Origin of the sequence: Peristeroidobacter agariperforans (assembly GCF_004138335.1) — a bacterium.
Classification (GTDB): Bacteria; Pseudomonadota; Gammaproteobacteria; order Steroidobacterales; family Steroidobacteraceae; genus Steroidobacter; species Steroidobacter agariperforans.
The window spans coordinates 1534665-1558282 of sequence record NZ_RYFW01000001.1; the positions used below are offsets into that span (position 1 = coordinate 1534665).

Consider the following 23618-nt stretch of genomic DNA (forward strand, 5'->3'; position numbering starts at 1 on the left):
CAACCGGGCCGAAGCGTTTGAATCGAATCCACGAAATGGGCAGCTATGAGCGACGACCCGCTTTGGTACAAGGACGCGATCATCTACCAGATGCACGTCAAGGCGTTTCAGGACGCCAACGGCGACGGCATCGGCGATTTCGCCGGCCTGGCGCAGAAGCTCGACTACATCCAGGAGCTGGGCGTCAACACCATCTGGCTGTTGCCGTTCTATCCGTCGCCATTGCGCGACGACGGCTATGACATCGCCGACTACACCAACGTCCATCCCGACTACGGCACGCTCGAGGACTTCCGCCAGTTCATCCAGGAGGCGCACCGGCGCGACCTGAAGGTCATCACCGAGCTGGTCATCAATCACACGTCCGACCAGCACCCGTGGTTTCAGGCCGCCCGGCTTGCGGCGCCGGGATCGCGCGAGCGCGAGTTCTACGTATGGAGCGACGACGACAAGAAGCTTGCCGGCACCCGCATCATCTTCACGGACACCGAATCGTCGAACTGGGCCTGGGATCCGGTGGCGCGCCAGTACTACTGGCATCGCTTCTTTTCCCATCAGCCGGATTTGAACCACAACAATCCGGAAGTGGTCGAGGCAGTGATCCGGGTCATGCGCTTCTGGATGGACATGGGCGTCGACGGCATGCGGCTCGACGCCATTCCCTACCTGTGCGTGCGCGAAGGCACGAACAACGAGAACTTGCCCGAGACGCACACAGTGCTGAAGCGCATGCGTGCCGCGATGGACGAGAGCTACACCGGCCGCATGTTCCTGGCCGAGGCCAATCAATGGCCCGAGGATGTGCGCGAGTATTTCGGCGAGGGCGACGAATGCCACATGGCGTACAACTTTCCGCTCATGCCGCGCATCTTCATGGCGGTGGCGCTCGAGGATCGGTATCCGATCGCCGAGATCATCCGCCAGACGCCGGACATCCCGGACAATTGCCAGTGGGCCATCTTCCTGCGCAATCACGACGAGCTGACCCTGGAGATGGTCACCGATCGCGAGCGCGACTACATGTACAAGATGTACGCGAATGAGCCGCGCATGCGGGTGAACGTCGGCATCCGCCGGCGGCTCGCCACACTGCTCGGCAACGACGTCGACCGCATCAAGCTCATGAACAGTCTGCTGCTGTCCATGCCCGGCTCGCCGATCATCTATTACGGCGACGAGATCGGCATGGGCGACAACATCTATATCGGCGATCGCAACGGTGTGCGCACGCCCATGCAATGGAGCATCGACCGCAACGCCGGCTTCTCGCGCGCCGACCCGCAGCGACTCTATCTGCCGGTGATCATGGATCCGATCTATGGGTATCAGGCCGTGAACGTGGAAGCCCAGAGCCGCGACCCATCGTCGCTGTTGAACTGGACGCGACGCATGCTCGCCGTGCGACGGCAGTTCCAGTGTTTCGGCCGGGGCTCGCTGGAGTTCGTGCGACCGCAGAATCGCAAGATCATCGCGTACGTGCGCAGCGACGGGCACGAGATGATCTTGTGTGTCGCGAACCTGTCGCAGACGGCGCAGGCGGTGGAGCTGGACCTGTCGAAATACAAAGGTCGCGTGCCGGTGGAGATGCTCGGTCGGAATGCCTTTCCGCCCATCGGTGACTTGCCCTATTTCCTCACGCTGCCCGCGCACGGCTTTTTCTGGCTGCAGCTGAGCGATTCGGCGCCGCCGCCGAGCTGGCACGTCGAGCGCCTGCCCGCGACCGAGTTGCCTGTGCTCGTGCTCACGGAGGGATTGGCCACCTTCCTCACGGAAGTGACTCAATCAGCCAATGGCGGGCTCATGCGTCGCACGCTGCAGCAGCTGGAAAGCGAAGTGCTGCCGGAGTTCATCGGTGCGCGCGGCTGGTTCTCGCATCATCGCAGTGAGATCGCATCGGTTCATCTCGGGCCGCGCAGCCTGTGGCGATACGAACAGCGCGTGTACTTGATCAGCTTCGTCGACGTCGATGGTGCGATCGGCCGGCGGCGCTACATCATGCCGCTCACGATCGGTTGGGAGGACGGCGTCGACGCTGTGCTCAAGACCGCCGAGTGGACGCTGGCCAAAGTTCGTCAACACGCACGCGCCGGCGTGATGATCGACGCGTTCGCCGATCCGATCTTCTGTCTCGGTCTGATCCAATACATGGCGCAAGGCGAGTCCATACCGTTCGCCGGCGGCGAGCTGCGCTTCGAAGCTCGCGGACCGTTGCCGCCGCTGCCCGAGCCGGACCTGCAGAATGTCCGTCACGTGGGCACCGAGCCTACCAATACCAACATCGTCATCGACGAAGTGCTGTTCATGAAGGCGTATCGCAGCGCCGAGCGCGGGCCGAATCCCGATTTCGAGATGTCACGGCTGCTGACCGATGCGGGCTTCAAGTCCGCCGCGCCGATGCTCGGTCACATCGTGTGGGACGATCAGATCCCGACGCTGCTGGTGTCGCTGTTTTCTTATGTGCGCAACCAGGGCGATGTGTGGAATTACACGCTCAACCATCTCGAACGACACGTAAGTTTGATCTCGTCGCAGGATTCGAGCGCACCGGAAGCTCCGCACGCCCTGTTCACGACACAGGTGCAGACACTGGGCCGGCGTATCGGTGATATGCACGCGATCCTGGCGCGCTCGGAAGATGTGGCGTTCGCACCGGAACCGATCCGCTCGCAAGATCTGTCGCGTTGGTACAGCGCTGTGCAGTTCGACACTGAGGCGGCGCTCAATGCGCTCAATCAACGACTGCCAGCGTTGTCGGACGGCGTGCGCACTCGCGCGGAACAACTGATCAATGCGCGCGAGCGCCTGTTTGCTCACATCCGCGAGCTGACCGCGGCGCCTATCGACGGTCTGCGCACACGCATCCATGGCAACTTGCACCTGGCCAAGGTCATGGTGGCCGCGGACGACTTCCTGATCACGGGCTTCGAAGGCGACACGACGCTGCCGTTGGAAGAGCGGCGTCAGAAAGATTCACCGCTGCACGATGTGGCGAGCGTGCTGGTGTCGTTCCAGTACGCCAAGACAGTTGCGTTGGATCACGCGCTCGCGCATCGACCGGAGCTGCGCGAACGGTTGGAGCCTGAGCTCGGGAAATGGCAGCTCCTGACGACTCGCGCCTTCATGCAGGGCTATCGGCGCGGCGTCATCGAGTCCGGCATCCTGCCTTCGACCGAAGCGAGTACGCAGCGGCTGCTGAAGTTGTTCATGGTCATCCGCACCGTGCATGCGCTACGGCATGAGCTGGCGCAGCGTCCCGAAATGCTGCCCGCGGCGATCGATGCCTTGCATGAACAACTGAATGCGCCGCTCGAATAGGAGCTAACCGAAGCTTTCTGTAGTGTAGAGCCACACCTGCATGTCGGATGGCCAGAAGTCGGCTGGCCACCCCGCTTTCAGCTTCAGATGTCGAATGAACTGCCGGGCATCGGGCAGTTGCTCCCACACCGCCGGCAGAAACGTGGTGCGCCTCGCGCCTGCCTGCAGAATCACGCCATCCAATCCCGGCCGCAGCGTCTCCAAGAGCTCTGCCTCGCTGAGCACGTCACAGCGCTCGGGCTCGCTCAGCACCGAGATCCCGAGGCCCGTGCTGGTCCATTCATGCGCTGTGAGGTGTGGGAATCTTGGATCGGCGAAGGCGGAGGCATACGCGTTGTTCCAAACGTCGATGTGCAACGGTCGCGTCGCTTCGATGGTCCCGCAGCAACCGCGCAGATCCTCCCCGACGCGCAATGTGACAAACGACGCGCCGGGACGAATCAATTCGATGTGCAACGGCGGCCCGTCATAGGGCGCCCGCTCGCCCGTTGGCAGCGATGCCTCGATCGACGTACGTGCCAGCGACAGCAGCTCGGAGCGTTGTGCGGGGCTCAGCGTCATCGAGCCGACTCGTGCAACGCGAACGCTCCGTAGCCCACGACGCGGCTGCGATCGCCGGCCGTGTCGCCGGAATTGCACCGGGCAATCTCTTCGATACGCGCGCTCCGCTGTCGGGCCAGGAACGTCAGTCCGTTGATCCCTGTGCAACCGCAGGCTTGCTCGCCCGTGAGCGTTGCATCGTTGCGCAAGATCGCCGTGATGGTCTCCTCATCCACGGCGCGAGCTTCGTCGTAAGGTAAGTAGTGGCTGAGGTCGGAGCTGACCAGCACCAATGTTTCTTCGTCACCCCAGACATCGGCGAGGGCCGCCGCCACGGCCGGTGGAGAGGCAGTTCCCAATGCGATGGGCAGCAGCGTGAAATCGTCGAACATTGTCTGCAGGAACGGCAGCTGAACTTCCAGGCTGTGCTCGTTCGCGTGCGGAGCGTCGGCTTCGACGACCTGTTCATGTTCGAGCACACGCGCCTTGAGTTCGCGATCCACTGGCGCCATACCTAGCGGCGATTGAAAGCCCTCGGCCGACGGCACGGCCATCCCGCGCAGATAGACGCGATGGCTGGGACCGATGAGCACGATGCGACGAATTTGCTTACGCCGATGTACGACCTGTGAGTACGCGGCTCCGGCGATGGGGCCGGAATAGATATAGCCCGCATGCGGCACGATCAGAGCTTTCGGCACCGGGCCGGCGACGGTCGGCGCCTGTGATAAATACTCCGATACCGCGTCGCGCAGCTCTGCCGCGTCGCCTGGATAGAACAGGCCGGCCACGGCGGGAGGTCGAATTCTCGTGCTCACCGCGTTTCCCAGATCCTCTGATGGGCGCATGATGACTGAACGAACCAGACGTATACGCCGGTCCCGACAGCGATGAAAGACTACTCCACTGCGCAATGGCCAACTACACACTGGCACGCTCTAGATGACGGCCGCGTCCAGTGCGACGTGTGTCCCCGCGAGTGCCGCATGCACGAGGGGCAGCGCGGCTTGTGTTTCGTCCGCGGTGTCGAAGCGGGGCAAGTGAAGCTGTTCACCTACGGGCGCTCCAGCGGCTTCTGCGTCGATCCCATCGAAAAGAAGCCGCTGAATCATTTTCTGCCGGGCACATCGGTACTCTCTTTTGGCACCGCGGGCTGCAACCTGGCGTGCAAGTTCTGTCAGAACTGGGACATGAGCAAATCGCGCGAGATGGACACGCTCGCCGATCAAGCCACGCCCGAGATGCTGGCCGCGGCTGCGCGACGGCTGCAATGCGCCAGCGTTGCGTTCACTTATAACGATCCGGTCGTGTTCATGGAGTATGCGATGGACGTGGCCGATGTTTGCCGAGAGGCCGGCGTGAAGAGCGTTGCTGTCACGGCAGGTTACATCAATGCAGCGCCACGCGTCGAGTTCTACAAACACATGGACGCAGCCAACGTCGATCTCAAAGGCTTCACCGAGCGCTTCTACAAGAAGATCTGCGGCGCCGAGCTGGGCGCGGTGCTGGAAACGCTCGAATATCTGAAGCGCGAGACTTCAGTGTGGTTCGAGATCACCACGCTGCTGATTCCCGATGAGAACGATTCGGACGCCGAGCTGGACCAGATGACCCGCTGGATCATGGACAAGCTCGGCCCCGACGTGCCGTTGCACTTCACTGCGTTCCATCCCGATTGGAAGATGATGGACAAGCCGCATACACCGCCCGCCACTTTGACTCGTGCAAGAAACATCGCGCGCGCGAATGGACTGCGCTATGTCTACACCGGCAACGTGCACGATCCGGCTGGATCGAGCACCTATTGCGTGGGCTGCGGCCAGCGAGTCATCGAGCGCGACTGGTATGAGCTGGGTGAGTGGCAGCTCGACGCTGGCGGCAAGTGTTTGCACTGTGGCACGCAGCTGCCGGGTGTGTTCAATGGGGCGGCAGGGAAGTGGGGCGCGAAGCGGATGGCTGTGCGCCTGACTGCCATGGCACGCTAGCAGAAAGAAAAAACCCGCCGGTGACGCCACCGGCGGGCTTCCATGGTTCTGGCGCTCCAGGTCGCTCTAGACCGTTCCCTTAAAACCGCCACTGTCCCGTCAGCCAGAACGCATTCGCATCGTCCACGTCTTCCAGATCGATCTTCTCGTATTCGAGCTTGGCGTGCAGCCGTTCGAAGAACGTCATGCCGACGCCGACGCCGTACATCACATCTTCGCCGCTGTCATCGGAGTCGAAGTCGACGTCATCGATATCGCCGGTGATCTCCAGGTCGTAGAAGTAGTAACCCAGCTTGGCCGACAACTCTACGGGTCCTAACGGCAAGGTGCCGATGATGGCAGGTGCGAAGCCAGCCAGTTCTGCTCTGAACCTGCCGCCGTCGCCAGTGCTGGTGTCGAACTCGTCTTCGGGCCCCCCGAAATCGATATACGCTGCTTGCAGCGAAATATACGGATTCAAGCGCCAGCCGACGAACGCCTGCCATGCGGTGTCGTTGTCATCCAAACTGCTGAGGGCTTCATCGACGCCGTCGAGACCATCGATCTCGATGTTGAACTGGCCGACGCCGCCGCCGAGATACAAGCCTTCGTCGTTATCGGGCGACTGCGCGTACGCCGCGCCCGAGCCCAATGCCAACAGGGTCGCCGCGATAATTAGGCGATTCATGCACACACTCCTTTTTCGCAACTAGCGTGTGCAGAACGTTTGTTTGATGCGGCGGTTCCATGATGCGCGCGCGCTACTGGCCAAACACCCAGCGTATCAATTCTGCATGAACGGCTTCGCCGGAGCCGCCCTGAGCGCCAGGCGAGTTGACGATGATCACGACAACGTAAGTTTTTCCGGAAGCGGCGTTCACGAAGCCGGCGAGCGCGCTGACGTTGTCGAGGTGGCCGGTCTTCAAGCGAATGCGTCCCTGCATGCCCGGCGAGTTGAAACGATTGCGTAAAGTTCCATCGGTTGCGGACAGCGGCAGCGAGGCGGCAAATTCAGGCATGAACGGGCTGTGCCATGCCATATCCAGCATTTCGCCGAGGCCGCGCGCAGTCACTCGCTCGGCGCGCGACAAACCCGAACCGTTGTCGATCACGAACCCCGGCATCGCAATGCCGCGATTCTGCAACCACAAACGAATGGCGTCGCGGCCGCTTTCCACCGTGGCCGGCGGGCCGTATTTCTCCACGCCGAGTGTCAGCATCAGATGACGCGCCATCACGTTGTTGGAATATTTGTTCACCAGCCGGATGATTTCGGCGAGCGACATCGAGTCATGCTCGTGCAGCGGCCTGGCGTTGGCGGGCAATGTTTCCAGCCGCATCTCGCCGTCCATGGCACCGCCGGATTGATTCCACAAAGTGCGGAACGTGCCGTATGCATAGTCGGGTGCGGTCATGATTGCGCGCCCGATCGAGAAGCTGCCGCACGAGGCGGGCAACGCTCCGCCGACGACCACGGTGTTCGGATTGTCGATGGGGTCGGGCGTCGTGAACGTGACGCCCGATGTGAAGCACTTGCCGCCGGTCAGCCGGACTCGATTTTGTACATCGAGGTTGTGGGGCAGCGGATTGACCAGGATCAGTGGCCGGCCGCGCTGCTCGTTGGCGATGAGCGTGAAGCGCGACGTCTGGAAATTCACCATCAACGCGTCCGGCAGCACGTTGTAGCTGCGGAACGGTTGCGAATCGAAGTCGGCACGATTGCCTTCTGCCGGTGCGAAGTAACCGTGGTCGATGACGAAGTCGCCGCTGATCTTCGCGAGCCCTGCTGCGCGCAGGCTCTGCACGAAACGCCACCAATGCTCGGCCGTCATGTACGGATCGCCGCCGCCGACCACGAACAGGTCGCCGTTCAGCACTCCATTCGCCAGGGAGCCGTTGGTATAGGCGCGCGTTTTCCAGGTGTAGCTCGGGCCGAGCGAATCCAGCGCAACGTACGTCGTCAGCACCTTGATCACCGAGGCCGGGCTGCGCGGCTGGTTGTCGTTCACCTCGAGCACCACTGCGTTGGTGTTGGCGTCGCGCACGTAGATACTGACGTTCTTGGCCGGAATGCCGACGCGATTCATGACGCGTGCAACGGCAGGGGGCAGTTGCGAGTCGCGAGCCAGCGCGAGCGGGTGAAAAGCAGCGGCGATGAGCGCGACCAGCGCGACCAGAGGTTTGAGCATTCGTCGAGAAGTCAGGCCAGGCGATTTCGGGCGGCGGCCGGATTTTAGCAGTGTGGCGCGCGCTGGGGCGCTGCAAACTCGGCCCCGCGATGTTCTTCTGTACGGGTACGCCGCATACTTCGCACTCCTGCGGCGGTGGACTGACGGATCGACGATGCGGCGACTGTGGAATACGTTCCTGAAAGGGCTGGCAGCGGTGCTGCCGGTGGCGCTCACCGTCTACGTCGTATTCTGGCTGGCGAAGACCGCCGAATCGGTGCTGGGCGAACCGCTGCAAGCCTTGTTGCCCGAAGATCGCTATTGGCCCGGGCTCGGGCTGCTGGTCGCCTTCCTGCTGATCCTGTTCGTCGGCGCGCTGGTCGACGCATATATCGTGCAGCGCCTGTTCCGATATGGCGAATCGATCCTGGCGCGCATCCCCATCGTCAAGACCATCTTCGGCGCGTTCAAGGATTTCAGCCGCTTCCTGCCCGCCGGCGGCAAAGCCCGCGACCTGAAGCGTGTCGTGCTGTGGCGCTTCGGCAGCGCCCAGATGATCGGCTTCGTTACCGAGGAACAGCTGAACCCGAAGCTGTTTGGTGCGAACGGCGAGGACCTGGTCGCCGTGTACTTCCCCATGAGTTATCAGATCGGCGGCTACACCCTGTACTTGCACAAGGACGAGTTGCGAGAGACCGAGCTGTCGGTGGAAGAGGCGATGCGCCTGGTGCTGCTCGGCGGCGTCACCAGCCAGCACGAGCCGGCGCAGGAAACGGATAGAGCCCGGCCGGTCTGACGGTTAGGGTGGCCCTGAATGAACATTGGTGACATACCGGTCCGCACCCCGTTCCCGTGGCAGGTGCTGCTCGACTATTACTCGCATCGTCTCACGCCCGGCTTCGAGTCCGTCGAGGGCGGGCGCTATCAACGTCTCATGGGCAAGCGGACCATTACCGTGGAGTACGCGGCCAGGCCGTCGCGGCTGATCGTGTCCGCGAACGGTCGCGTCAATGCGGATGAAACATTGGCCGCCGCCGCCAGGTTGTTCGATGTCGAGCATGATCACGCTCTGATCCATGAGCATCTGCACCGCTCCAAGCCGCTGCAGCAACGCCTGGCGAATCTGCCTGGCATGCGGCCGCTGGGCGCGTGGTCGCCGTTCGAGCTTTGCATACGAACCATCCTTGGCCAGCAAGTGACGGTCGCCGCTGCCGGCACGCTGATGCGCCGGCTGGTGGAGCGATGTGGATCGGTTACGCCGGAGTGTGTGGTCGCGGCGGATGTTTCTAACATGGGCATGCCAGGCAAGCGGGCGGCGGCGTTGCAGTCCTTCGCACAGGCGATCGTCGACGGGCGAGTCGATTTCTCGCAGCCTTGGGCGCAAGTGGATACGGCATTACAAACATTGCCGGGGTTCGGTCCGTGGACCCGCGCATACCTGGCGATTCGTTTGGGCAGAGACCGGGATGCCTTTCCTGCGTCCGACATCGGTTTGATCCGTGCCGCGAAGGTGGCAACACCGGCGGAACTGCTTAAACTGGCCGAAGCCTGGCGGCCGCTGCGGGCCTACGCGGCGATTTATCTATGGGCCGTCGCCTAGCCATTTTTCGCCCTTGCGGCGGCTGTGTTTGTGATGCGGCTCTCGGCCTGCCAAATACTGGCCAACAACTGCCAATTCTTGTCACCTGCGCGCTGTCACACGAACTGTGGCGGGTTTAACAATTTCACACTCTGCCTCGCGCGTGTTGAATCGGACTACTGCTAGGATTTGCTCATTCACTCCGTAACTGGAATCCAAGCGACGGTTTGGTCGTGTCCGACGCCAATCTTCGACAAATACGCGTACTGCACCTCGTGAGCGCCGGCGGCGTCGCGAGCTCCGTGCAGCCGTCGCTTTTCATGCCGCTGCTAACGCGCCTGCCGCGTCAGCGTGTGAAGGCGCAGGTCGCATGCCTGTCGCCGGGCGCCGTGCCCTCGGCGGTGCTGCGGCAGAATGGCGTGCCCACGTTCGATCTCGCGCTGTCGCGCAAACGTTTCTCGCCGAAAGCTTTCCAGGAGCTGGTGCAGTCGACGCGTCACTTCCGTCCCGATGTGATCCAGGCCTGGGGTCACACGGCGCAAGTGATATCGACGCTGCTCCGGAAGCGTTGCGATTGGAAGCCGCGCCTGGTGTGGAGCGTGTCGGATACGGTGCCGCTCGCCAAGAACCCGGGCTTCATCGATCGACAGAAGCTCAAATACGCTGCGAAGTTCTCCACGCGCGCCGATCGCATCGTGTACGCGTCGGAGTCGGGCGCTTCTCAACATCGCCGCGTTGGCTTCCCCGATGGCGGTCACGAAACCATTCCGCCGGGTGTGGATGCCACGCGCTTCAAACCGGACTTCGCGGCCCGACGCAAGCTGCGCGAGGAGCTGAGTTTGCCGGGCGAAACGTTCGTCGTCGGCATGGCAGCTCCGTTCCAGGCCGAATACGACCATACGACGTTGATTCGCGCGGTCGGCGAGCTGATCAAGACCAATCCAAACGTTGCCCTGGTGCTCGCCGGTCATGGCGTGCAGAAGGGCAATGCGCCGCTGATGGCGCTGATCGGCGGCGGTGCGCTGTCGACTCGCGTGCACCTGCTGGGCGAGTATTCCGACATCAACAGTTTGTACAACGCCTGCGATGTCGTTTGCTCCAGCTCGGTGAACGATCAGTCGCGCATGAATGTAGTCATGGCGATGCTGTGTGGCGTGCCGGTCGTGGCGACCGGCATCGGCGCGCAGGGCGAGTTGATCGGCCAGCACGGTGTGGCCATCGAGCCGGGCAGTCCGGCGGCCTTCATCAAAGGCATCACTCGCATCATGCAGCTTGCGCCAGAGAAACGAACTCACATGGCGCAAGGCGCGCGTAAGCACGCGCTGGCGAATTACGTGTACGTGCGGTCGCTGCAGAAATACTTGCAGCTCTACTACGATTTGATCGGGCGGCAGTTGCTGGTCGCCAAAGATCTGCCGACGCCGGAGATCGATGCGGCGCTCACGGTGCCGCCGGCGTTGCCGACCGAAGCCGAGATGAATGCGGCCAAGCGCAAGCCGATCACGGTGGTCGATCTTTCCGACCCGGATTCGCTGGAAAGCAAAGTTACCGAGCGGGAGCCGGATGAGCTGCCCAAGTGGCGGCTCGAACAGGAGCAGGAGCGGGCCAAGCGCGAGGCCGAGCTGGAAGCGAAAGTCGCGGCGAGCAAGTCGGTCGGCGATGTGCTGGAGGTGTTCGAATCCCAGCAAGTGAAGGGGCTCAGCTCTGAGTCGCCGATGACCGAGCGGGCGCGCGGTGTGGCCGATGATTCGGAAGAATTGCTGCCGCCGGAAATGCTGGCGGCCGAAGCACCACCGCCGCCGCGAGTATCGAACGGTCCCTCGAGCGCGAAGAAGCCTGTCGCTGCTGCGTCCACTTCGACTGCGGCACAGCCCGATGCGGCGAAACAAGCTGCTCTGAAAGCGGCGCGGATGGCGGCGCTTCAACCGATTGCTCCGACACCGAACAAGCCGGCGTCGCCCGTGACCAGGCCGCCGGCGACATCTCCAATGACACGTCCGCCCGTTTCCAGCACGCAGCCGCTGGAAACATTGCCGGAAGGCACGATGGCCGGGCTCGCTGCATTGAAGTGGCCGGCGGCTACCGATGTCACCTCGGCGACCGGCAAACAGAAGATCGACCTGAGCAGCACGCAGCCGCTCGGCACCTTGGCCCAGGATCTCGCCAACGCCGCGCTGGCCGGTGAGGATCTCTCTGACGCTGCCAAGCCCGATAGTTCCCAGTCGGATAGCTCCCCGACTCAGTCGCTCGAGCTGCCTGGTGATCTGCTGCCGCAGCGGCACGTCGTTGAAGCAGTCAGCCCGCCAGTCTCGCCGCCGCCTGCCGCCGAGTCGCCGATCGCAACTGGCAGCATGACGGAGTTCGGCGAGCTGACATTGCTGGCGACCGGCGAGTGGCAGGCCATGCAGCGCTCCGACACCAAGTCGGACGCCGCAAAGTCTGAAACCAAGGTCGAAACGAAGCCGGAACCTGCCAAGCCTGCGGAGCTTAGCGGCGCCCAGACGCTGTCACTCATTGCAAAGGCCGCTCCGGTCGCAGACGAGCTCGCGCTGCTTCCCGAGCCCGCAGTCGAGCCCAAGCGCGCCGCCAACGGCAAGTAACGCGCTTACTTCGCCTTCGCTAACGAAGCCGCGTCCTTCGCGAGGGCTTCGATCGCTGCCCAATCGCCCGCGCGGATCTTGTCCGTCGGTGCGACCCACGAGCCGCCGACGCACGCCACGTTGGGCAGCGCCAGGAAGTCCGGTGCAGTCGCACGGCTGATGCCGCCGGTCGGGCAGAACACCACTTCGGGGAACGGCGCACCAAGCGCCTTCAACATGCCGATGCCGCCGGCCTGTTGGGCAGGAAACAATTTGAACGTGTCGTAGCCCCAAGCCAATCCCGCCAGCAGCTCAGTCGGCGTCATGATTCCAGGCAGCATTGGGAACGAAGCAGCGCGCGCCGCGGCAGCCATCTCCGCAGTGAGTCCAGGGCTCACGCCGAACTGCGCACCCGCATTCCCCGCCGTCACAAAATCTCCCGGACGCGCCAGCGTTCCCACACCCACCACCGCATCGGGCACCGCTTTACGCATCGCTTCGATGGCGGGCAGCGCTGCCGGCGTGCGCAATGTGACTTCCAAAACACGCAGGCCGCCGGCGCACAGGGCGCGAGCGAGCGGCACGGCGTGATCGATGTGCTCGACGGTGATCACGGGAACAACGGGAGCGAGCGCGAGAATGGAGCGAATATTCATGAGATCGATGTAGATGATATTGAAGAATGACTGGTCACTCAGAGCCCGCCATAGACGGAAGCAGCGCCTGCTTCCGCATCCCCCGAGGCGGCCCGGAACGTAGCAAACAACTCCCGGCCCATGCCGAAGTTGTTTCGACTCAAATCCGGCCTCGGCACGACGCGACTACGCAGCACCGCGTCGGAAACCTTCACCTCGAGCACGCCGGTATAGCTGTCGAGAAGAATGATATCGCCGTCCTGCACCTTCTCGAGCGGACCGCCCGCGAGACATTCCGGCGTCATGTGGATTGCAGCCGGCACCGCGCCCGAGGCTCCGGACATGCGGCCATCCGTGACCAGCGCGACTTTAAAGCCCTTGCTCTGCAGAGACGTGAGCGTCGGCGTCAGCTGGTGCAGCTCCGGCATACCATTGGCGCGTGGACCCTGGTAGCGAACGACTACGACACAATCGCGCGACAGTTCGCCGGCCTTGAATGCCTTGATCACATCCTCCTGATCGTTGAACACGCGCGCGGGCGCTTCGACAACGCGATGCTGTGGCTGGACTGCCGACGTCTTGATCACGCCGCGGCCCAAATTTCCCCGCAACACTTTCAGCCCGCCGTCGGCGCCGAACGGATCGGTAATCGGCCGCAGGACTTCGTTGTCGCCGCTCTGAGCAGGAGCAGGCCGCCATTCCAAACCATTGGATGACAGCCAAGGTTCGCGCGTGTACGCGTCGAGCCCCTGGCCGACGACGGTGACCGTGTCCTGATGCAACAAGCCGGAGCTGATCAGCTCGCGGATCAGGAAGCCAATGCCGCCAGCGGCATGGAAGTGATTCACGTCGGCGGCGCCGTTCGGATAGATGCGAGCCAGCAACGGCACAATCTCCGAGAGGTCGCTGAAATCGTCCCAATTGATGACGATGCCCGCGGCATGGGCCATCGCGACGAGGTGCAATGTATGGTTGGTGGAGCCGCCGGTGGCGAGCAGGCCGACGATCGCATTCACGATGGCGCGCTCGTCAACCGTTTGGCTCAGCGGCAGATACTCATCGCCAAGCGCAGTGATCTTCGCGGCGCGCCGGGCGGCAGCGCTGGTGAGCGCATCGCGCAGTGGCGTGTTCGGAGTGACGAAGGCCGCGCCCGGCAGGTGCAGGCCCATCACTTCCATCATCACCTGATTGCTGTTGGCCGTCCCATAGAACGTGCACGTGCCTTGCGAGTGATAACTCTGCGCTTCCGATTCGAGCAGCGCGTCGCGGCCGACTTTGCCTTCTGCAAACAACTGCCGGATGCGCGCCTTCTCTTTATTCGGAATTCCCGAAGTCATCGGCCCGCCCGGCACGAAGATGGTGGGCAGGTGGCCGAACGTGAGCGCGCCCATCAACAGGCCCGGCACGATCTTGTCGCACACGCCGAGGCACAGCGTGGCGTCGAACATGTTGTGAGATAGCGCGATGGCCGTGCTCATCGCGATCACGTCACGACTGAACAGCGACAGCTCCATGCCCGGCTGACCTTGCGTCACGCCGTCGCACATGGCGGGCACGCCGCCGGCGAACTGCGCGACCGCTCCCACTTCGCGCGCGGCCAGCTTGATCAGCTCCGGATAACGCTCGAGCGGCCGGTGCGCCGACAACATGTCGTTATAAGAGGAAACGATAGCCAGATTAGGCCAACGCGCGACGCGCAGCCTGTCTTTGTCCTGCATGTCCATGGCCGCGAAGCCATGCGCCAGATTGGTACAAGACAAGCCCGAGCGAGTGGGTTTATCGCTGCGTTGTGCTTCTCGCATGCGCTCCAAATAGGCGCTGCGGGTGGGTTGGCTGCGCTCGCGAATCCTCTCGGTTACGGCGCGCACGCGTTCATGCAGGGGTGCGCTGGTCTTCATGTGTGCTGGGGGTCCTCAATCGTGCCCATGATTCTACCGTCTCACGCGGCGCATCGCCTCGGCGCTTCACGCTATCATCTGGCCCACTTTGGAATTGCAGACCGCTCGCCGAAACAAATGTCCACCAATTGTCTCGTCGTTCGTTTGCGGGCGTCACACTAGGGCGCTAACTTAGCGGGCTGCGATCGAGATTTCCTGCAAGGCGTCAGTATTCATGCAACCTCTTCCGACTTTCGATCTGGTCCTGTTCGGCGGCACGGGTGATCTGGCCATGCGCAAGCTCCTGCCGGCTCTGTATCGCCGTAAGGCGTCCGGCTATCTGTCTCCCAAATCGCGCGTGCTCGGCGTAGCGCGGAGCGAGTTGTCGCGCGATGAGTATCTCGCGCAAGTCCAGGCCAGCTGCCAGACCTACCTCGGCAAGGATTACGACGAGAAACGCTGGGCAGAATTTGCACAGCACGTGGACTATGTGAAGGTCGATGCCTCGGCCCCCGAGGACTTCGCCGGCCTGAAGAAGAAGCTCGAAGGTTGTGATGAACACGGGCGCGCGTTCTTCCTCTCGGTCGCGCCGGACCTGTTCGCACCCATTTGCGAAGGCCTCGCGACACATTCCCTCGCAACACCGAATTCGCGCGTCGTGCTGGAAAAGCCGCTGGGTCACGACCAGGCGTCCTCGGCACAGATCAATGAGCGCGTCGGTCGGATCTTCAGCGAGCAGCAGATCTTCCGTATCGACCACTATCTCGGTAAGGAGACAGTGCAGAACCTGCTGGCGCTACGTTTCGGTAACACGCTGTTCGAGCCGCTGTGGCGCCGGGGCCGTGTGAAGCACGTGCAGATCACGGTCGCCGAAGAGCTCGGCGTCGAGCGTCGCGCCGGCTTCTACGATGAGACCGGCGCGTTGCGCGACATGGTGCAGAACCATCTCCTGCAACTGCTCTGCATTATTGCGATGGAGCCGCCGGCCACCTCGGATCCGGATGCGATGCGCGATGAAAAGCTGAAAGTGTTGCGCGCGTTGCGTCCGTTGCGAGGCCGCGATGTCCTGCACAAGACGGTGCGCGGCCAGTACAAGGCCGGCGCGGCCGGCGGCAAGCCGGTGGTCGGGTATCTGGATGAAAAGGACGTGCCGGAGAACAGCAAGACCGAAACGTTCGTCGCCTTGCGCGTCGATATCGATTCGTGGCGCTGGGTCGGCGTGCCGTTCTATCTGCGCACCGGCAAACGACTGCAGGAAAAGCTGTCCGAGATCGTGGTGACCTTCGAGGATGTGCCGCTGTCCATCTACGAGCGCCCGGACACGCCGCAGGCGCTGAACCGCCTGGTGATCCAGCTGCAGCCGGACGAAAGCATCGAGCTCACCGTGCTGGCGAAGTTTCCTGGTGAGGTGATGCGGCTGCGGCCGGTCAACCTGAGCCTGGATTTCTCCGAAACGTTCAAGGCGCCGCGCCTGGATGCCTACGAGCGCCTGCTGACCGACGTGTTGAAGGGCAATCTGACCCTGTTCATGCGCCGAGACGAGCTGGACGCCGCCTGGCAGTGGATCGATCCCATCCGCGAGGCCTGGGATCAGTCGGACGAGGCGCCCAAGACCTATACCGCCGGCAGCTGGGGCCCGGCCGCCGCCAGCGCATTGTTGGGTCGGGATGGCTTCGCTTGGCGTAACGAGCTGTAATAAGAGGTAGTTGTAGCGGCAGTGAGAACTCCATGAGCTGGGTGCACGAACACCGCTTTCCCGATTCGCTGGCCCTGGCCCATGCGCTGTCGGGCGAGATCAAAGTCGATCTCGAGGAAGCGATTCAGGAGCGGGGTGCGGCCAGCCTGGTGGTCTCGGGCGGGCGTACGCCCGCCAGGCTGTTCGAGCAGCTGCGCGCCGAGGCGCTGGACTGGTCCAAGATCTGGGTCACGCTGGCGGACGAGCGCTGGGTGGAGACCACGGCGGCCGCGAGTAACGAGAAACTGGTGCGGGAAACCCTGCTGACCGGCCCGGCCGCGGCGGCGCATTTCGTGGGATTGAAGAATCCGGCGCCGGCCCCCGAGGCGGGTGCCGATTGGGCCACTCGCGCGTTGACCCGAGTGCCGCACCCGTTCGATGTGGTGCTGCTGGGGATGGGCGATGACGGCCACACCGCGTCGCTGTTTCCGGGCTCGCTGGCCTTGGGCAAGGCGCTCGACCGGTCGGTCCCGCCGGGCTGCATCGCCATCAACTCGCTGACGGCGCCGCATGCGCGCCTGAGTTTGAATCTGTCGGCGTTGCTGGACTCGCGCCGTATTATTTTGCATATCGAGGGGGAGTCGAAGTGGCAGGTTTATCAGCGCGCGAAAGCGGCGGGGCCGGTGGCCGAGTTGCCAGTGCGCTCGGTGCTGCACCAGAAAGAAGTGCCCATGGACGTGTACTGGGCGCCGTGACGAGCCGCCGCCCATGAGCCGAACAGCAATTCCTCCGCGCCTGATCGCGGACATCGGTGGCACCAACGCCCGCTTCGCGCTGCTCGATGGCATGGATCGGCGCGATGAGGTCGTGCTGGCGTGCGCCGACTATCCCGATCTGGTGTCGGCCGCCGAAGAATATCTGCGGCGCGTCGGTGCGAAGAGCAGCGGTCGTCCGCTGGAAGCCGCGATTGCGATCGCAGGCCCGGTCACCGGCGACATCATTCGCATGACCAATCACGTGTGGCAGTTCTCGGCTGCCCACACGCGGCAGCAACTGCAGCTGCGTCGTCTCATCGTCCTGAACGATTTCACCGCGCTCGCCATGGCGGTGCGCCATCTGAAGGGCAGCGACCTCGAGCAGATCGGCGGCGGCAAAGCGCAGCCGAACGCACCGATCGCCGTCATCGGTCCTGGCACGGGCCTGGGCGTTTCCGGGTTGATTCCCTCGGGCGAGCACTGGATCCCGCTGCAAGGCGAGGGCGGTCATGTGACGTTGTCCGTGATGAACGAGCGTGAGCTCGCGGTGCTTCAGCAGCTCCAGCAGCGTTTCTCACATGTCTCTGCGGAGCGCGTGATTTCGGGGCCGGGACTGGTCACGTTGTACGACGCGATCTGCGGTGTCGAAGGTGTGATTCCCGAGGTGCTCACACCGCCAGAGATCACCAAGCGCGCGCAGGAAGGAACATGCCGCTTGTGTTTCGAAACGGTCAGCATGTTCTGCGCGCTGCTCGGCACGATGGCCGGCAACCTCGTGCTCACACTCGGTGCGCTCGGCGGTGCTTACATCGGCGGCGGCATCGCGCCTGGATTGGGGCCGATGTTCACCAGCTCGCGCTTCCGCGACCGGTTCGAAGACAAGGGTCGATTCACCGATTACGTTTCGCGCGTGCCGACGTTCGTCATACGCGCTGAGCTGCCGGCACTGCTCGGCCTGGCCAGTGCGTTCACCGACCCGGGGCCGCGGCTGGAAGCCCAGTAATCCGACTCAGGATCCCTGGCACACGGATTGCAACGCAGTAGGCATCGGAACATCGGTTCCACCTACTAACTCAAGTGAGCGTGCATCCGTGCGTGTGCTCGTCATCGCTGAATCCGCCGATGGAGCGGAGATCCTGAAGTCGGGCGTGCAGCTGGGCGGTCATGAACTGACCGACGTCCTGCCCCTGGACAGTGCTTTGTCACCGGCGCTGCAACGGGGCAAGCCCGACGTGCTGTTGCTGGAGGCGCGTTCGCCTTCGCTGGATCTGCTGGATCGGCTGCTCGACGCCATGGGCTCGACGGCCATGCCGTTTGCAGTGTTCGCGGGCGATGCCTCGTCGCAGGCCATTGAAAATGGCGTGCGCGCGGGCGCCGCGGCCTATGTCGTCGACGGGCTCGAAGCAGCGCGCGTCCCGGCAATTCTGCAGGTTGCCCTGGCCCGGTTCGATTTCATCTCCGGCCTGCGCAGCGAGCTGGGCCTCGCCCAGCAGAAGCTGGCTGAACGAAAGTTCGTGGAGCGCGCCAAAGGCCTGTTGATGAAGGCGCGCAATCTGAGTGAAGACGAGGCCTATCACACGCTCCGGCGCATGGCGATGGAGCGTAATCGGCGCATGGGAGACGTGGCCAAATCGGTGATCGAAATGGCCGAGCTGCTGAATTAGCGGGCTGATCGACTTGGTGCAGACCCTGCGCCGCCTGCACCAGAAATGATCTTTCCTAGAGCTTCACCAGGCTGCTGACTTCCAGCAGCCGATGACTCGGCACGCCGAAATGGATTGCGGCGAGCTGGCTGTTGCGACCCATGAGAGCGAACAGGCGTTTGCGCCACAGGGGCATGCCCGAGCCCGAGGTGAATATCGGGTTCTCCCGGCCGACCACGTACACAGTCGAGTCCGGTTCATACGGCACGCCTTTCTCTTCAGCGCCCCGAAGTGCGGCGACGACGTTCGGCGTTTCCATGAAGCCATAACGCGCGACGATCCGGCACATGCCTTCGCCGAGGTTTTGCACCTCGATGCGTTCTTCCGGTTGCACGAACGGCACTTCCGGCCGCACGAAGGTGAGCAGCACGTTGCGATTGTGCAGGACCCGATTGAACTTCAGATTGTTCAACAACGCGCGCGGCATGCCGCCCGCTTCGGCCGCGAGGTAAACCGCGGTGCCCTCGACCCGTGTGGGCGGCTCTTTCTCCACCATCGTCATGAAATCGCGCACCGGCATTTGCTCGCGAGCAATCAGCCACGCCAGCGTGCGACGGCCTTCCTGCCACGTGCTCATCAAAATATACACACCGATGGCCACGGCGATCGGCAGCCAGCCGCCGTCGTCGAACTTCAGCAGGTTGGAGAAGAAGAACGCCAGCTCCGCGATCAGGACCAGCGACAGCAGCGCGATGATCTTGCGGTTGTGCGGCTCCATGCGCACCCGGAGCAACATCATGACCAGAATGGTGTCGATCAGCATCGTGCTCGAAATGGCGATGCCGTACGCGCCGGCCAGTGCGCTCGACGAACGGAAAGTAAGGATCAGCGTCAGTGTGCCCGCGAACAGCAGCCAGTTCACGGACGGCACATACACCTGACCAATCTCTTCCTCCGAAGAGTGCAGGATACGCAAGCGCGGCAGGTAACCCAGGTTCAACGCCTGGCGCGTGATCGAGAACACGCCCGAGATCACGGCCTGCGAAGCGATCACCGTCGCGCACGTCGCCAGCACGATCAAGAACGGCAGCAGCCAGCTCGGCGCGAGCAGATAAAACGGATTCTTGATGGCCGTCGGATCGGACAGCAACAGCGCGCCCTGGCCGAAGTAATTCAGCACCAGCGCCGGCCACACGATCATGAACCAGCCCCGGCGGATCGGCGAGCGACCGAAGTGGCCCATGTCGGCGTACAGCGCTTCACCGCCGGTCACGGCGAGAAACACGGCGGACAACGTGACGAATCCCATGACGCCGTTGTCGATGAAGAAATGCACGGCATACAGCGGGTTGATCGCGAAGATCACGTTGGGCGATTCCGCGATGTGACTTACGCCGAGCGCCGCGAGTGTCAGGAACCAGAGCAGCGTGATGGGGCCGAACATTCGGCCCATGGCGCCCGTGCCATGACGCTGCATGAGAAAGAGCGATGTGAGAATGAGCACGGCGCCGGGCAAGACGAAGCGCTCGAGTTTCGGTGTGGCGACCGTCAGGCCCTCCATCGCGCTCAACACCGAGATCGCGGGTGTGACGAAGCCGTCGCCGAAGAACAGCGCAGCGCCAAACAAACCGACCGCGCTCACCGGCGCCCACACTTTCCAGTTGGTGCTGGCCGTGGAGACCAGAGTGCTGAGTGCGAGCACGCCGCCTTCGCCGCGGTTGTCGGCACGGAGCACGATGCCGAGGTATTTGATCGAGATGACCAGCACCAGCGACCAGAGGATCAAGGACAGCAGGCCGAGAATGTTCGCCTCGTTCACGGCGATGCCGTGCTCGGGATTGAAACATTCGCGCAGGGCGTACAGAGGGCTGGTGCCGATATCGCCGAAGACCACGCCGAGCGCAGCCAGCACCAGTTTGCGATCCGCGCCGTTACGGTCACCGTCGGCGGAGTCGGATGAGCGGAGGCCCATGATGTTGTTGTTACACGCTAGGCGCGGCGGCAGCCGCCAAGGGCGCGGGATTCTAGAGGATTCGGAGGGCGCCGGCGAAGTGCGCCGTCACACGGTCAGTCGGCCAGCCGGGCCAGCCAGGGGGCGATCAGCATGCCGAAGGCCGCGCCAACCACGGCGGTGATGCTGACACGGAGGTAATCGATGGAGTTGCCACCCAGCTCGGCGGCGCCCTGGGCCACCAGGTTGTTGGTGATGCCGGAGCTGTCCAGCCAGCTCATGAGCGCCACAGCGAGCACGATGCCGCCAATGATGCCGGGGATGACAAAAGCCAGCGTGCGGCGCCACTTGCGGCTCAGGGACTGCATCTGTTCCTGCCATTCCTGCTCGAGCCGGCGGCGGGCTTCCAGCCGCTTGCTCTCATCGATGGCGTCGATTTGCGCGAACAGGGCCTGGTCGAAGTTGGCGTCGAGCTTGAGCTGCGGGGCGGACTCGACCAGCGCCTCGTCCAGTGCCTCGAATTCCGGCAGGCTGCGCTGACACAGCCCGCAGGCTGCCAAATGGGCTTCGAACGCCGCGCTTGCCGCGTCGTTCAGCTCGCCATCCAGCCAGTCCTGGAGGGCGTCGTCCCATTGTGAGTGATCGTTAGGCTGCTTCATGGTCAGGCGGCGGTGGCGGCCTCCGCTTCCTTGTTCAGCTCGATTAGGCGCTTACGGGCGCGATGAAGCAAGGCTTTGACCGTGCCCAACGGCAAGCCGAGGCTGGCCGCGGTCTGGTCGTAGGACTTGTCCTCCATATAGAACAGCACCACGGCCTGGCGATACCGCTCGGGCAGCTGGTCGAGCAGCTGCCCGACGCTGACCGTGGCCGAGTCGTCGGCTTCCGGCGCGGCCAGGGCGGCGACGGCGGGGTTGTAGCCGTCCTCGTCGTCGCTCTGGTCCAGCGACACCGTCGGCTTGCGCTTGCGGATCTCGGACAGGGCGCCGTTCTTGGCGATCGCATAGATCCAGGTCGACAGCTGCGACTGCCCGGCGAAGCCCGGCAGGGCTTTCCAGACGCGCAGGAGCACGTCCTGGGTGCAGTCTTCAGCTAGTGCGTGATCGCGTAACATACTGAATATGAGGCGGAAAACCTTATCCCGATAACGTGGCAACAACAACGCGAACGCCTCGCGATATTGCTTGGCCTGCAGCCGCTCTTGAATATCGGCGTCTGCCTGGAAAGCTGACGAGGACGTCATTGGCTGTTGGGACGTGTGGGGGTGGGGAAAAGGTTGCAGTGGGCTCACTTTAACAATGTGAGCGATTTATTAGTCCTAACACCGCCGCCGTCGACCGGTTACAACGGGTTGTTCACCGACCCCGTATAGATCGTCTATATCGGCATTGGCCGGTGCAACCTTTTTACCGGCGGGGCGCGTCCCAACCGCACGTTTGGAAACTTGGCACTTCGAGGCAGGCACCATGCTCAGCGATCTCGTCCCGGTACTGGCCGTCATCTTTTCGATGGGCCTGCCGCTATCTGCCCTCATCATCTGGATCGCCCTGAATCACCGTAAGCGGGTGCGCCTCATCGAGCTGAGTCACGCCGAGCGCATGGCCGCCATCGAGCGCGGCATGGAGGTTCCGCCGCTGCCGCTGGAGCTGCTCGACGGCCGTCGCACCACCCGGCGCCGCAGCTCGCTGCTGCCCGGGCTGGTGTGGTTCTTCATCGGCCTGGCCACGGTCGCCGGCTCGCTCAGCAGCGGCGACGACTTACCGGTGTGGTTCGGTCTGGTGCCGCTGGGCATAGGCATTGCCTACCTTATTTATTACGCGGTCGAAGGCCGCCACATCGAAGCTCGCCAGCATGAACAGGACCTGCGCGAGCGGGCCGAGCGCAACGGTCGATATTCGCAGGGTTCTGCAACCCTCTGAGCGCCGGCCGCATCCAAAACAAGAATTCGATTCGCAAGCCCGCCCAGGGCTCGTCCCGACAAGCTCGTCCAAATGAGTGCGCTGGCCGGAAGCCGGCGTCGAGGAGACGCTCATGCTCACGATTCGCAACCTGTCGAAGTCCTACGGCAGCGTGACCGCGCTACGCAATGTTTCCTTGCAGATTCCGCCCGGCATGTTCGGCCTGCTCGGCCCGAACGGCGCCGGCAAATCGTCGCTGATGCGGACCATCGCGACACTGCAGGATCCCGACACCGGCAGCATCACGTTCGACGGCGTCGATGTGATCGCGAACAAGATGGCGATCCGGCGCACGCTCGGCTACTTGCCGCAGGACTTCGGCGTCTATCCAAAAGTGAGCGCGCTCGGCCTGCTCGATCATCTTGCCGTGCTGAAAGGTTATTTGAATCGAAGCGAGCGCGCCGACGTGGTCGAGGCGCTGCTGCGACAAGTGAATCTGTGGGACGTGCGCAAGCGCAGGCTCGGCACATTCTCTGGCGGCATGCGCCAGCGCTTCGGCATCGCGCAGGCGCTGCTCGGCAATCCCGAGCTGGTGATCGTCGATGAGCCCACTGCCGGCCTCGATCCCGAAGAGCGCAATCGCTTCCTGAATCTGCTCGCCGATATCGGCGGCCAGGTCGTCGTCATTCTCTCGACGCACATCGTCGAAGACGTGACCGATCTGTGTCCACGCATGGCGATGATCTGCCGAGGCGAAGTGCTGATGAGCGGCGAGCCGCGCGAGGCCATCGCGGCGATGCGCGATCGGGTATGGAGCAAGCTGGTCAGCAAGTCGACGCTGCCGGACTATCAGTCGCGCTACACCGTGCTGTCGACGCGCCTCATCGCCGGCGAGCCGTTGATCCATGTGTACAGCGAGGCGCGCCCCGAAGATGGCTTCGCGGCCGTCGATCCGGATCTGGAGGATGTTTATTTCCAGCGCCTGCGCCAGCACGGCGCGACGCCGGCCAGCCGCGCAGCCGCCTGAAACCAACCGGGAGAC

General features: G+C 63.2%; 20 protein-coding genes. 11 read left to right on the top strand and 9 right to left on the bottom strand.

Annotated elements, in window-relative coordinates; translation table 11 throughout:
* The first annotated feature begins 45 nt into the window (after nt 1–45).
* Nucleotides 46–3315, top strand: coding sequence for a maltose alpha-D-glucosyltransferase (gene treS / locus EK373_RS06610; RefSeq protein ID WP_129641916.1), 3270 nt, complete (start codon nt 46–48; stop codon nt 3313–3315).
* A 3-nt stretch (nt 3316–3318) separates the two neighbouring features.
* Here treS and amrA read toward each other — a convergent pair whose 3' ends face one another.
* Together amrA and amrB are read right to left on the bottom strand one after the other, a co-directional pair.
* Nucleotides 3319–3876, bottom strand: a complete 558-nt coding sequence (amrA, locus tag EK373_RS06615; protein WP_129641917.1) for an AmmeMemoRadiSam system protein A — start codon at nt 3874–3876, stop codon at nt 3319–3321.
* Entirely contained in the window at nt 3873–4673 is an 801-nt protein-coding gene (amrB, locus tag EK373_RS06620; RefSeq protein WP_198683111.1) for an AmmeMemoRadiSam system protein B, read from the bottom strand. Before amrB ends, amrA begins: the two co-directional genes overlap by 4 nt.
* A gap of 72 nt (nt 4674–4745) precedes the next feature.
* Between amrB and amrS the strand changes: the two genes are divergently transcribed.
* Nucleotides 4746–5840 (top strand): AmmeMemoRadiSam system radical SAM enzyme, encoded by a 1095-nt coding sequence (gene amrS / locus EK373_RS06625; protein WP_129641919.1) that lies wholly within the window; start codon nt 4746–4748, stop codon nt 5838–5840.
* A gap of 79 nt (nt 5841–5919) precedes the next feature.
* Here the strand turns inward: amrS and EK373_RS06630 are convergent, their stop codons facing one another.
* A complete protein-coding gene (locus EK373_RS06630) occupies nt 5920–6507 on the bottom strand; it encodes a porin family protein (protein ID WP_129641920.1) in 588 nt (195 codons plus the stop codon).
* Between the two features lie 73 nt (nt 6508–6580).
* Nucleotides 6581–8008 carry a D-alanyl-D-alanine carboxypeptidase/D-alanyl-D-alanine endopeptidase gene (gene dacB / locus EK373_RS06635; protein ID WP_129641921.1) on the bottom strand — a complete coding sequence of 476 codons (1428 nt, stop codon included), beginning with the start codon at nt 8006–8008 and terminating at the stop codon, nt 6581–6583.
* 154 nt (nt 8009–8162) lie between these two features.
* Here dacB and EK373_RS06640 point away from each other — a divergent pair, with 154 nt between their 5' ends.
* From EK373_RS06640 to EK373_RS06650, 3 genes are all read left to right on the top strand, one after another.
* Nucleotides 8163–8783, top strand: a complete 621-nt coding sequence (locus EK373_RS06640; protein WP_157994252.1) for a DUF502 domain-containing protein — start codon at nt 8163–8165, stop codon at nt 8781–8783.
* An 18-nt stretch (nt 8784–8801) separates the two neighbouring features.
* Complete coding sequence (locus tag EK373_RS06645) at nt 8802–9587, top strand: DNA-3-methyladenine glycosylase family protein (protein ID WP_129641923.1); 786 nt, start codon at nt 8802–8804, stop codon at nt 9585–9587.
* A gap of 212 nt (nt 9588–9799) precedes the next feature.
* Nucleotides 9800–12166 (top strand): glycosyltransferase, encoded by a 2367-nt coding sequence (locus tag EK373_RS06650; RefSeq protein WP_129641924.1) that lies wholly within the window; start codon nt 9800–9802, stop codon nt 12164–12166.
* Nucleotides 12167–12171: 5 nt separating this feature from the next.
* On the opposite strand, the gene eda is transcribed toward EK373_RS06650, so the two are convergent.
* Both eda and edd read right to left on the bottom strand, forming a co-directional pair.
* Nucleotides 12172–12801 (bottom strand): bifunctional 4-hydroxy-2-oxoglutarate aldolase/2-dehydro-3-deoxy-phosphogluconate aldolase, encoded by a 630-nt coding sequence (gene eda / locus EK373_RS06655; RefSeq protein WP_129641925.1) that lies wholly within the window; start codon nt 12799–12801, stop codon nt 12172–12174.
* Between the two features lie 38 nt (nt 12802–12839).
* Nucleotides 12840–14678 carry a phosphogluconate dehydratase gene (edd, locus tag EK373_RS06660; protein ID WP_129641926.1) on the bottom strand — a complete coding sequence of 613 codons (1839 nt, stop codon included), beginning with the start codon at nt 14676–14678 and terminating at the stop codon, nt 12840–12842.
* Between the two features lie 214 nt (nt 14679–14892).
* Between edd and zwf the strand changes: the two genes are divergently transcribed.
* The 4 genes from zwf (at nt 14893) to EK373_RS06680 (ending at nt 18751) form a co-directional block, all read left to right on the top strand.
* Nucleotides 14893–16353 carry a glucose-6-phosphate dehydrogenase gene (gene zwf / locus EK373_RS06665; protein WP_129641927.1) on the top strand — a complete coding sequence of 487 codons (1461 nt, stop codon included), beginning with the start codon at nt 14893–14895 and terminating at the stop codon, nt 16351–16353.
* A gap of 32 nt (nt 16354–16385) precedes the next feature.
* A complete protein-coding gene (gene pgl / locus EK373_RS06670; protein WP_129641928.1) occupies nt 16386–17087 on the top strand; it encodes a 6-phosphogluconolactonase in 702 nt (233 codons plus the stop codon).
* Nucleotides 17088–17100: 13 nt separating this feature from the next.
* Nucleotides 17101–18090: a glucokinase gene (locus EK373_RS06675; protein WP_129641929.1), complete on the top strand. Its 990-nt coding sequence runs from the start codon at nt 17101–17103 to the stop codon at nt 18088–18090.
* A gap of 145 nt (nt 18091–18235) precedes the next feature.
* The gene (locus EK373_RS06680; protein ID WP_129641930.1) at nt 18236–18751 is read left to right on the top strand and encodes an ANTAR domain-containing response regulator; all 516 of its coding nucleotides are present in this window, start codon (nt 18236–18238) and stop codon (nt 18749–18751) included.
* A gap of 55 nt (nt 18752–18806) precedes the next feature.
* Here the strand turns inward: EK373_RS06680 and EK373_RS06685 are convergent, their stop codons facing one another.
* The 3 genes from EK373_RS06685 to EK373_RS06695 all read right to left on the bottom strand — a co-directional run bounded on the left by EK373_RS06685 (nt 18807) and on the right by EK373_RS06695 (nt 21921).
* Entirely contained in the window at nt 18807–20702 is a 1896-nt protein-coding gene (locus tag EK373_RS06685) for a potassium transporter Kup (protein WP_129641931.1), read from the bottom strand.
* 95 nt (nt 20703–20797) lie between these two features.
* On the bottom strand, nt 20798–21340 hold the full coding sequence (locus tag EK373_RS06690; protein WP_129641932.1) for a zf-HC2 domain-containing protein: 543 nt from the start codon (nt 21338–21340) through the stop codon (nt 20798–20800).
* Nucleotides 21341–21342: 2 nt separating this feature from the next.
* The gene (locus tag EK373_RS06695) at nt 21343–21921 is read right to left on the bottom strand and encodes an RNA polymerase sigma factor (RefSeq protein ID WP_129641933.1); all 579 of its coding nucleotides are present in this window, start codon (nt 21919–21921) and stop codon (nt 21343–21345) included.
* Between the two features lie 223 nt (nt 21922–22144).
* Between EK373_RS06695 and EK373_RS06700 the strand changes: the two genes are divergently transcribed.
* Both EK373_RS06700 and EK373_RS06705 read left to right on the top strand, forming a co-directional pair.
* Nucleotides 22145–22597, top strand: coding sequence for a DUF6249 domain-containing protein (locus tag EK373_RS06700; protein ID WP_129641934.1), 453 nt, complete (start codon nt 22145–22147; stop codon nt 22595–22597).
* Between the two features lie 112 nt (nt 22598–22709).
* Nucleotides 22710–23603, top strand: coding sequence for an ABC transporter ATP-binding protein (locus tag EK373_RS06705; protein ID WP_129641935.1), 894 nt, complete (start codon nt 22710–22712; stop codon nt 23601–23603).
* The last annotated feature ends 15 nt before the right edge of the window (nt 23604–23618 follow it).

Coding starts and splice junctions, on each gene's coding strand:
- EK373_RS06705 (WP_129641935.1), top strand. CDS start 22,710: ATGCTCACGATTCGCAACCTGTCGAAGTCCTACGGCAGCGTGACCGCG.
- EK373_RS06675 (WP_129641929.1), top strand. CDS start 17,101: ATGAGCCGAACAGCAATTCCTCCGCGCCTGATCGCGGACATCGGTGGC.
- pgl (WP_129641928.1), top strand. CDS start 16,386: ATGAGCTGGGTGCACGAACACCGCTTTCCCGATTCGCTGGCCCTGGCC.
- EK373_RS06700 (WP_129641934.1), top strand. CDS start 22,145: ATGCTCAGCGATCTCGTCCCGGTACTGGCCGTCATCTTTTCGATGGGC.
- treS (WP_129641916.1), top strand. CDS start 46: ATGAGCGACGACCCGCTTTGGTACAAGGACGCGATCATCTACCAGATG.
- EK373_RS06685 (WP_129641931.1), bottom strand. CDS start 20,702: ATGGGCCTCCGCTCATCCGACTCCGCCGACGGTGACCGTAACGGCGCG.
- eda (WP_129641925.1), bottom strand. CDS start 12,801: ATGAATATTCGCTCCATTCTCGCGCTCGCTCCCGTTGTTCCCGTGATC.
- amrS (WP_129641919.1), top strand. CDS start 4,746: ATGAAAGACTACTCCACTGCGCAATGGCCAACTACACACTGGCACGCT.
- EK373_RS06645 (WP_129641923.1), top strand. CDS start 8,802: ATGAACATTGGTGACATACCGGTCCGCACCCCGTTCCCGTGGCAGGTG.
- EK373_RS06640 (WP_157994252.1), top strand. CDS start 8,163: ATGCGGCGACTGTGGAATACGTTCCTGAAAGGGCTGGCAGCGGTGCTG.
- amrA (WP_129641917.1), bottom strand. CDS start 3,876: ATGACGCTGAGCCCCGCACAACGCTCCGAGCTGCTGTCGCTGGCACGT.
- EK373_RS06695 (WP_129641933.1), bottom strand. CDS start 21,921: ATGACGTCCTCGTCAGCTTTCCAGGCAGACGCCGATATTCAAGAGCGG.
- zwf (WP_129641927.1), top strand. CDS start 14,893: ATGCAACCTCTTCCGACTTTCGATCTGGTCCTGTTCGGCGGCACGGGT.
- EK373_RS06690 (WP_129641932.1), bottom strand. CDS start 21,340: ATGAAGCAGCCTAACGATCACTCACAATGGGACGACGCCCTCCAGGAC.
- edd (WP_129641926.1), bottom strand. CDS start 14,678: ATGAAGACCAGCGCACCCCTGCATGAACGCGTGCGCGCCGTAACCGAG.
- EK373_RS06630 (WP_129641920.1), bottom strand. CDS start 6,507: ATGAATCGCCTAATTATCGCGGCGACCCTGTTGGCATTGGGCTCGGGC.
- dacB (WP_129641921.1), bottom strand. CDS start 8,008: ATGCTCAAACCTCTGGTCGCGCTGGTCGCGCTCATCGCCGCTGCTTTT.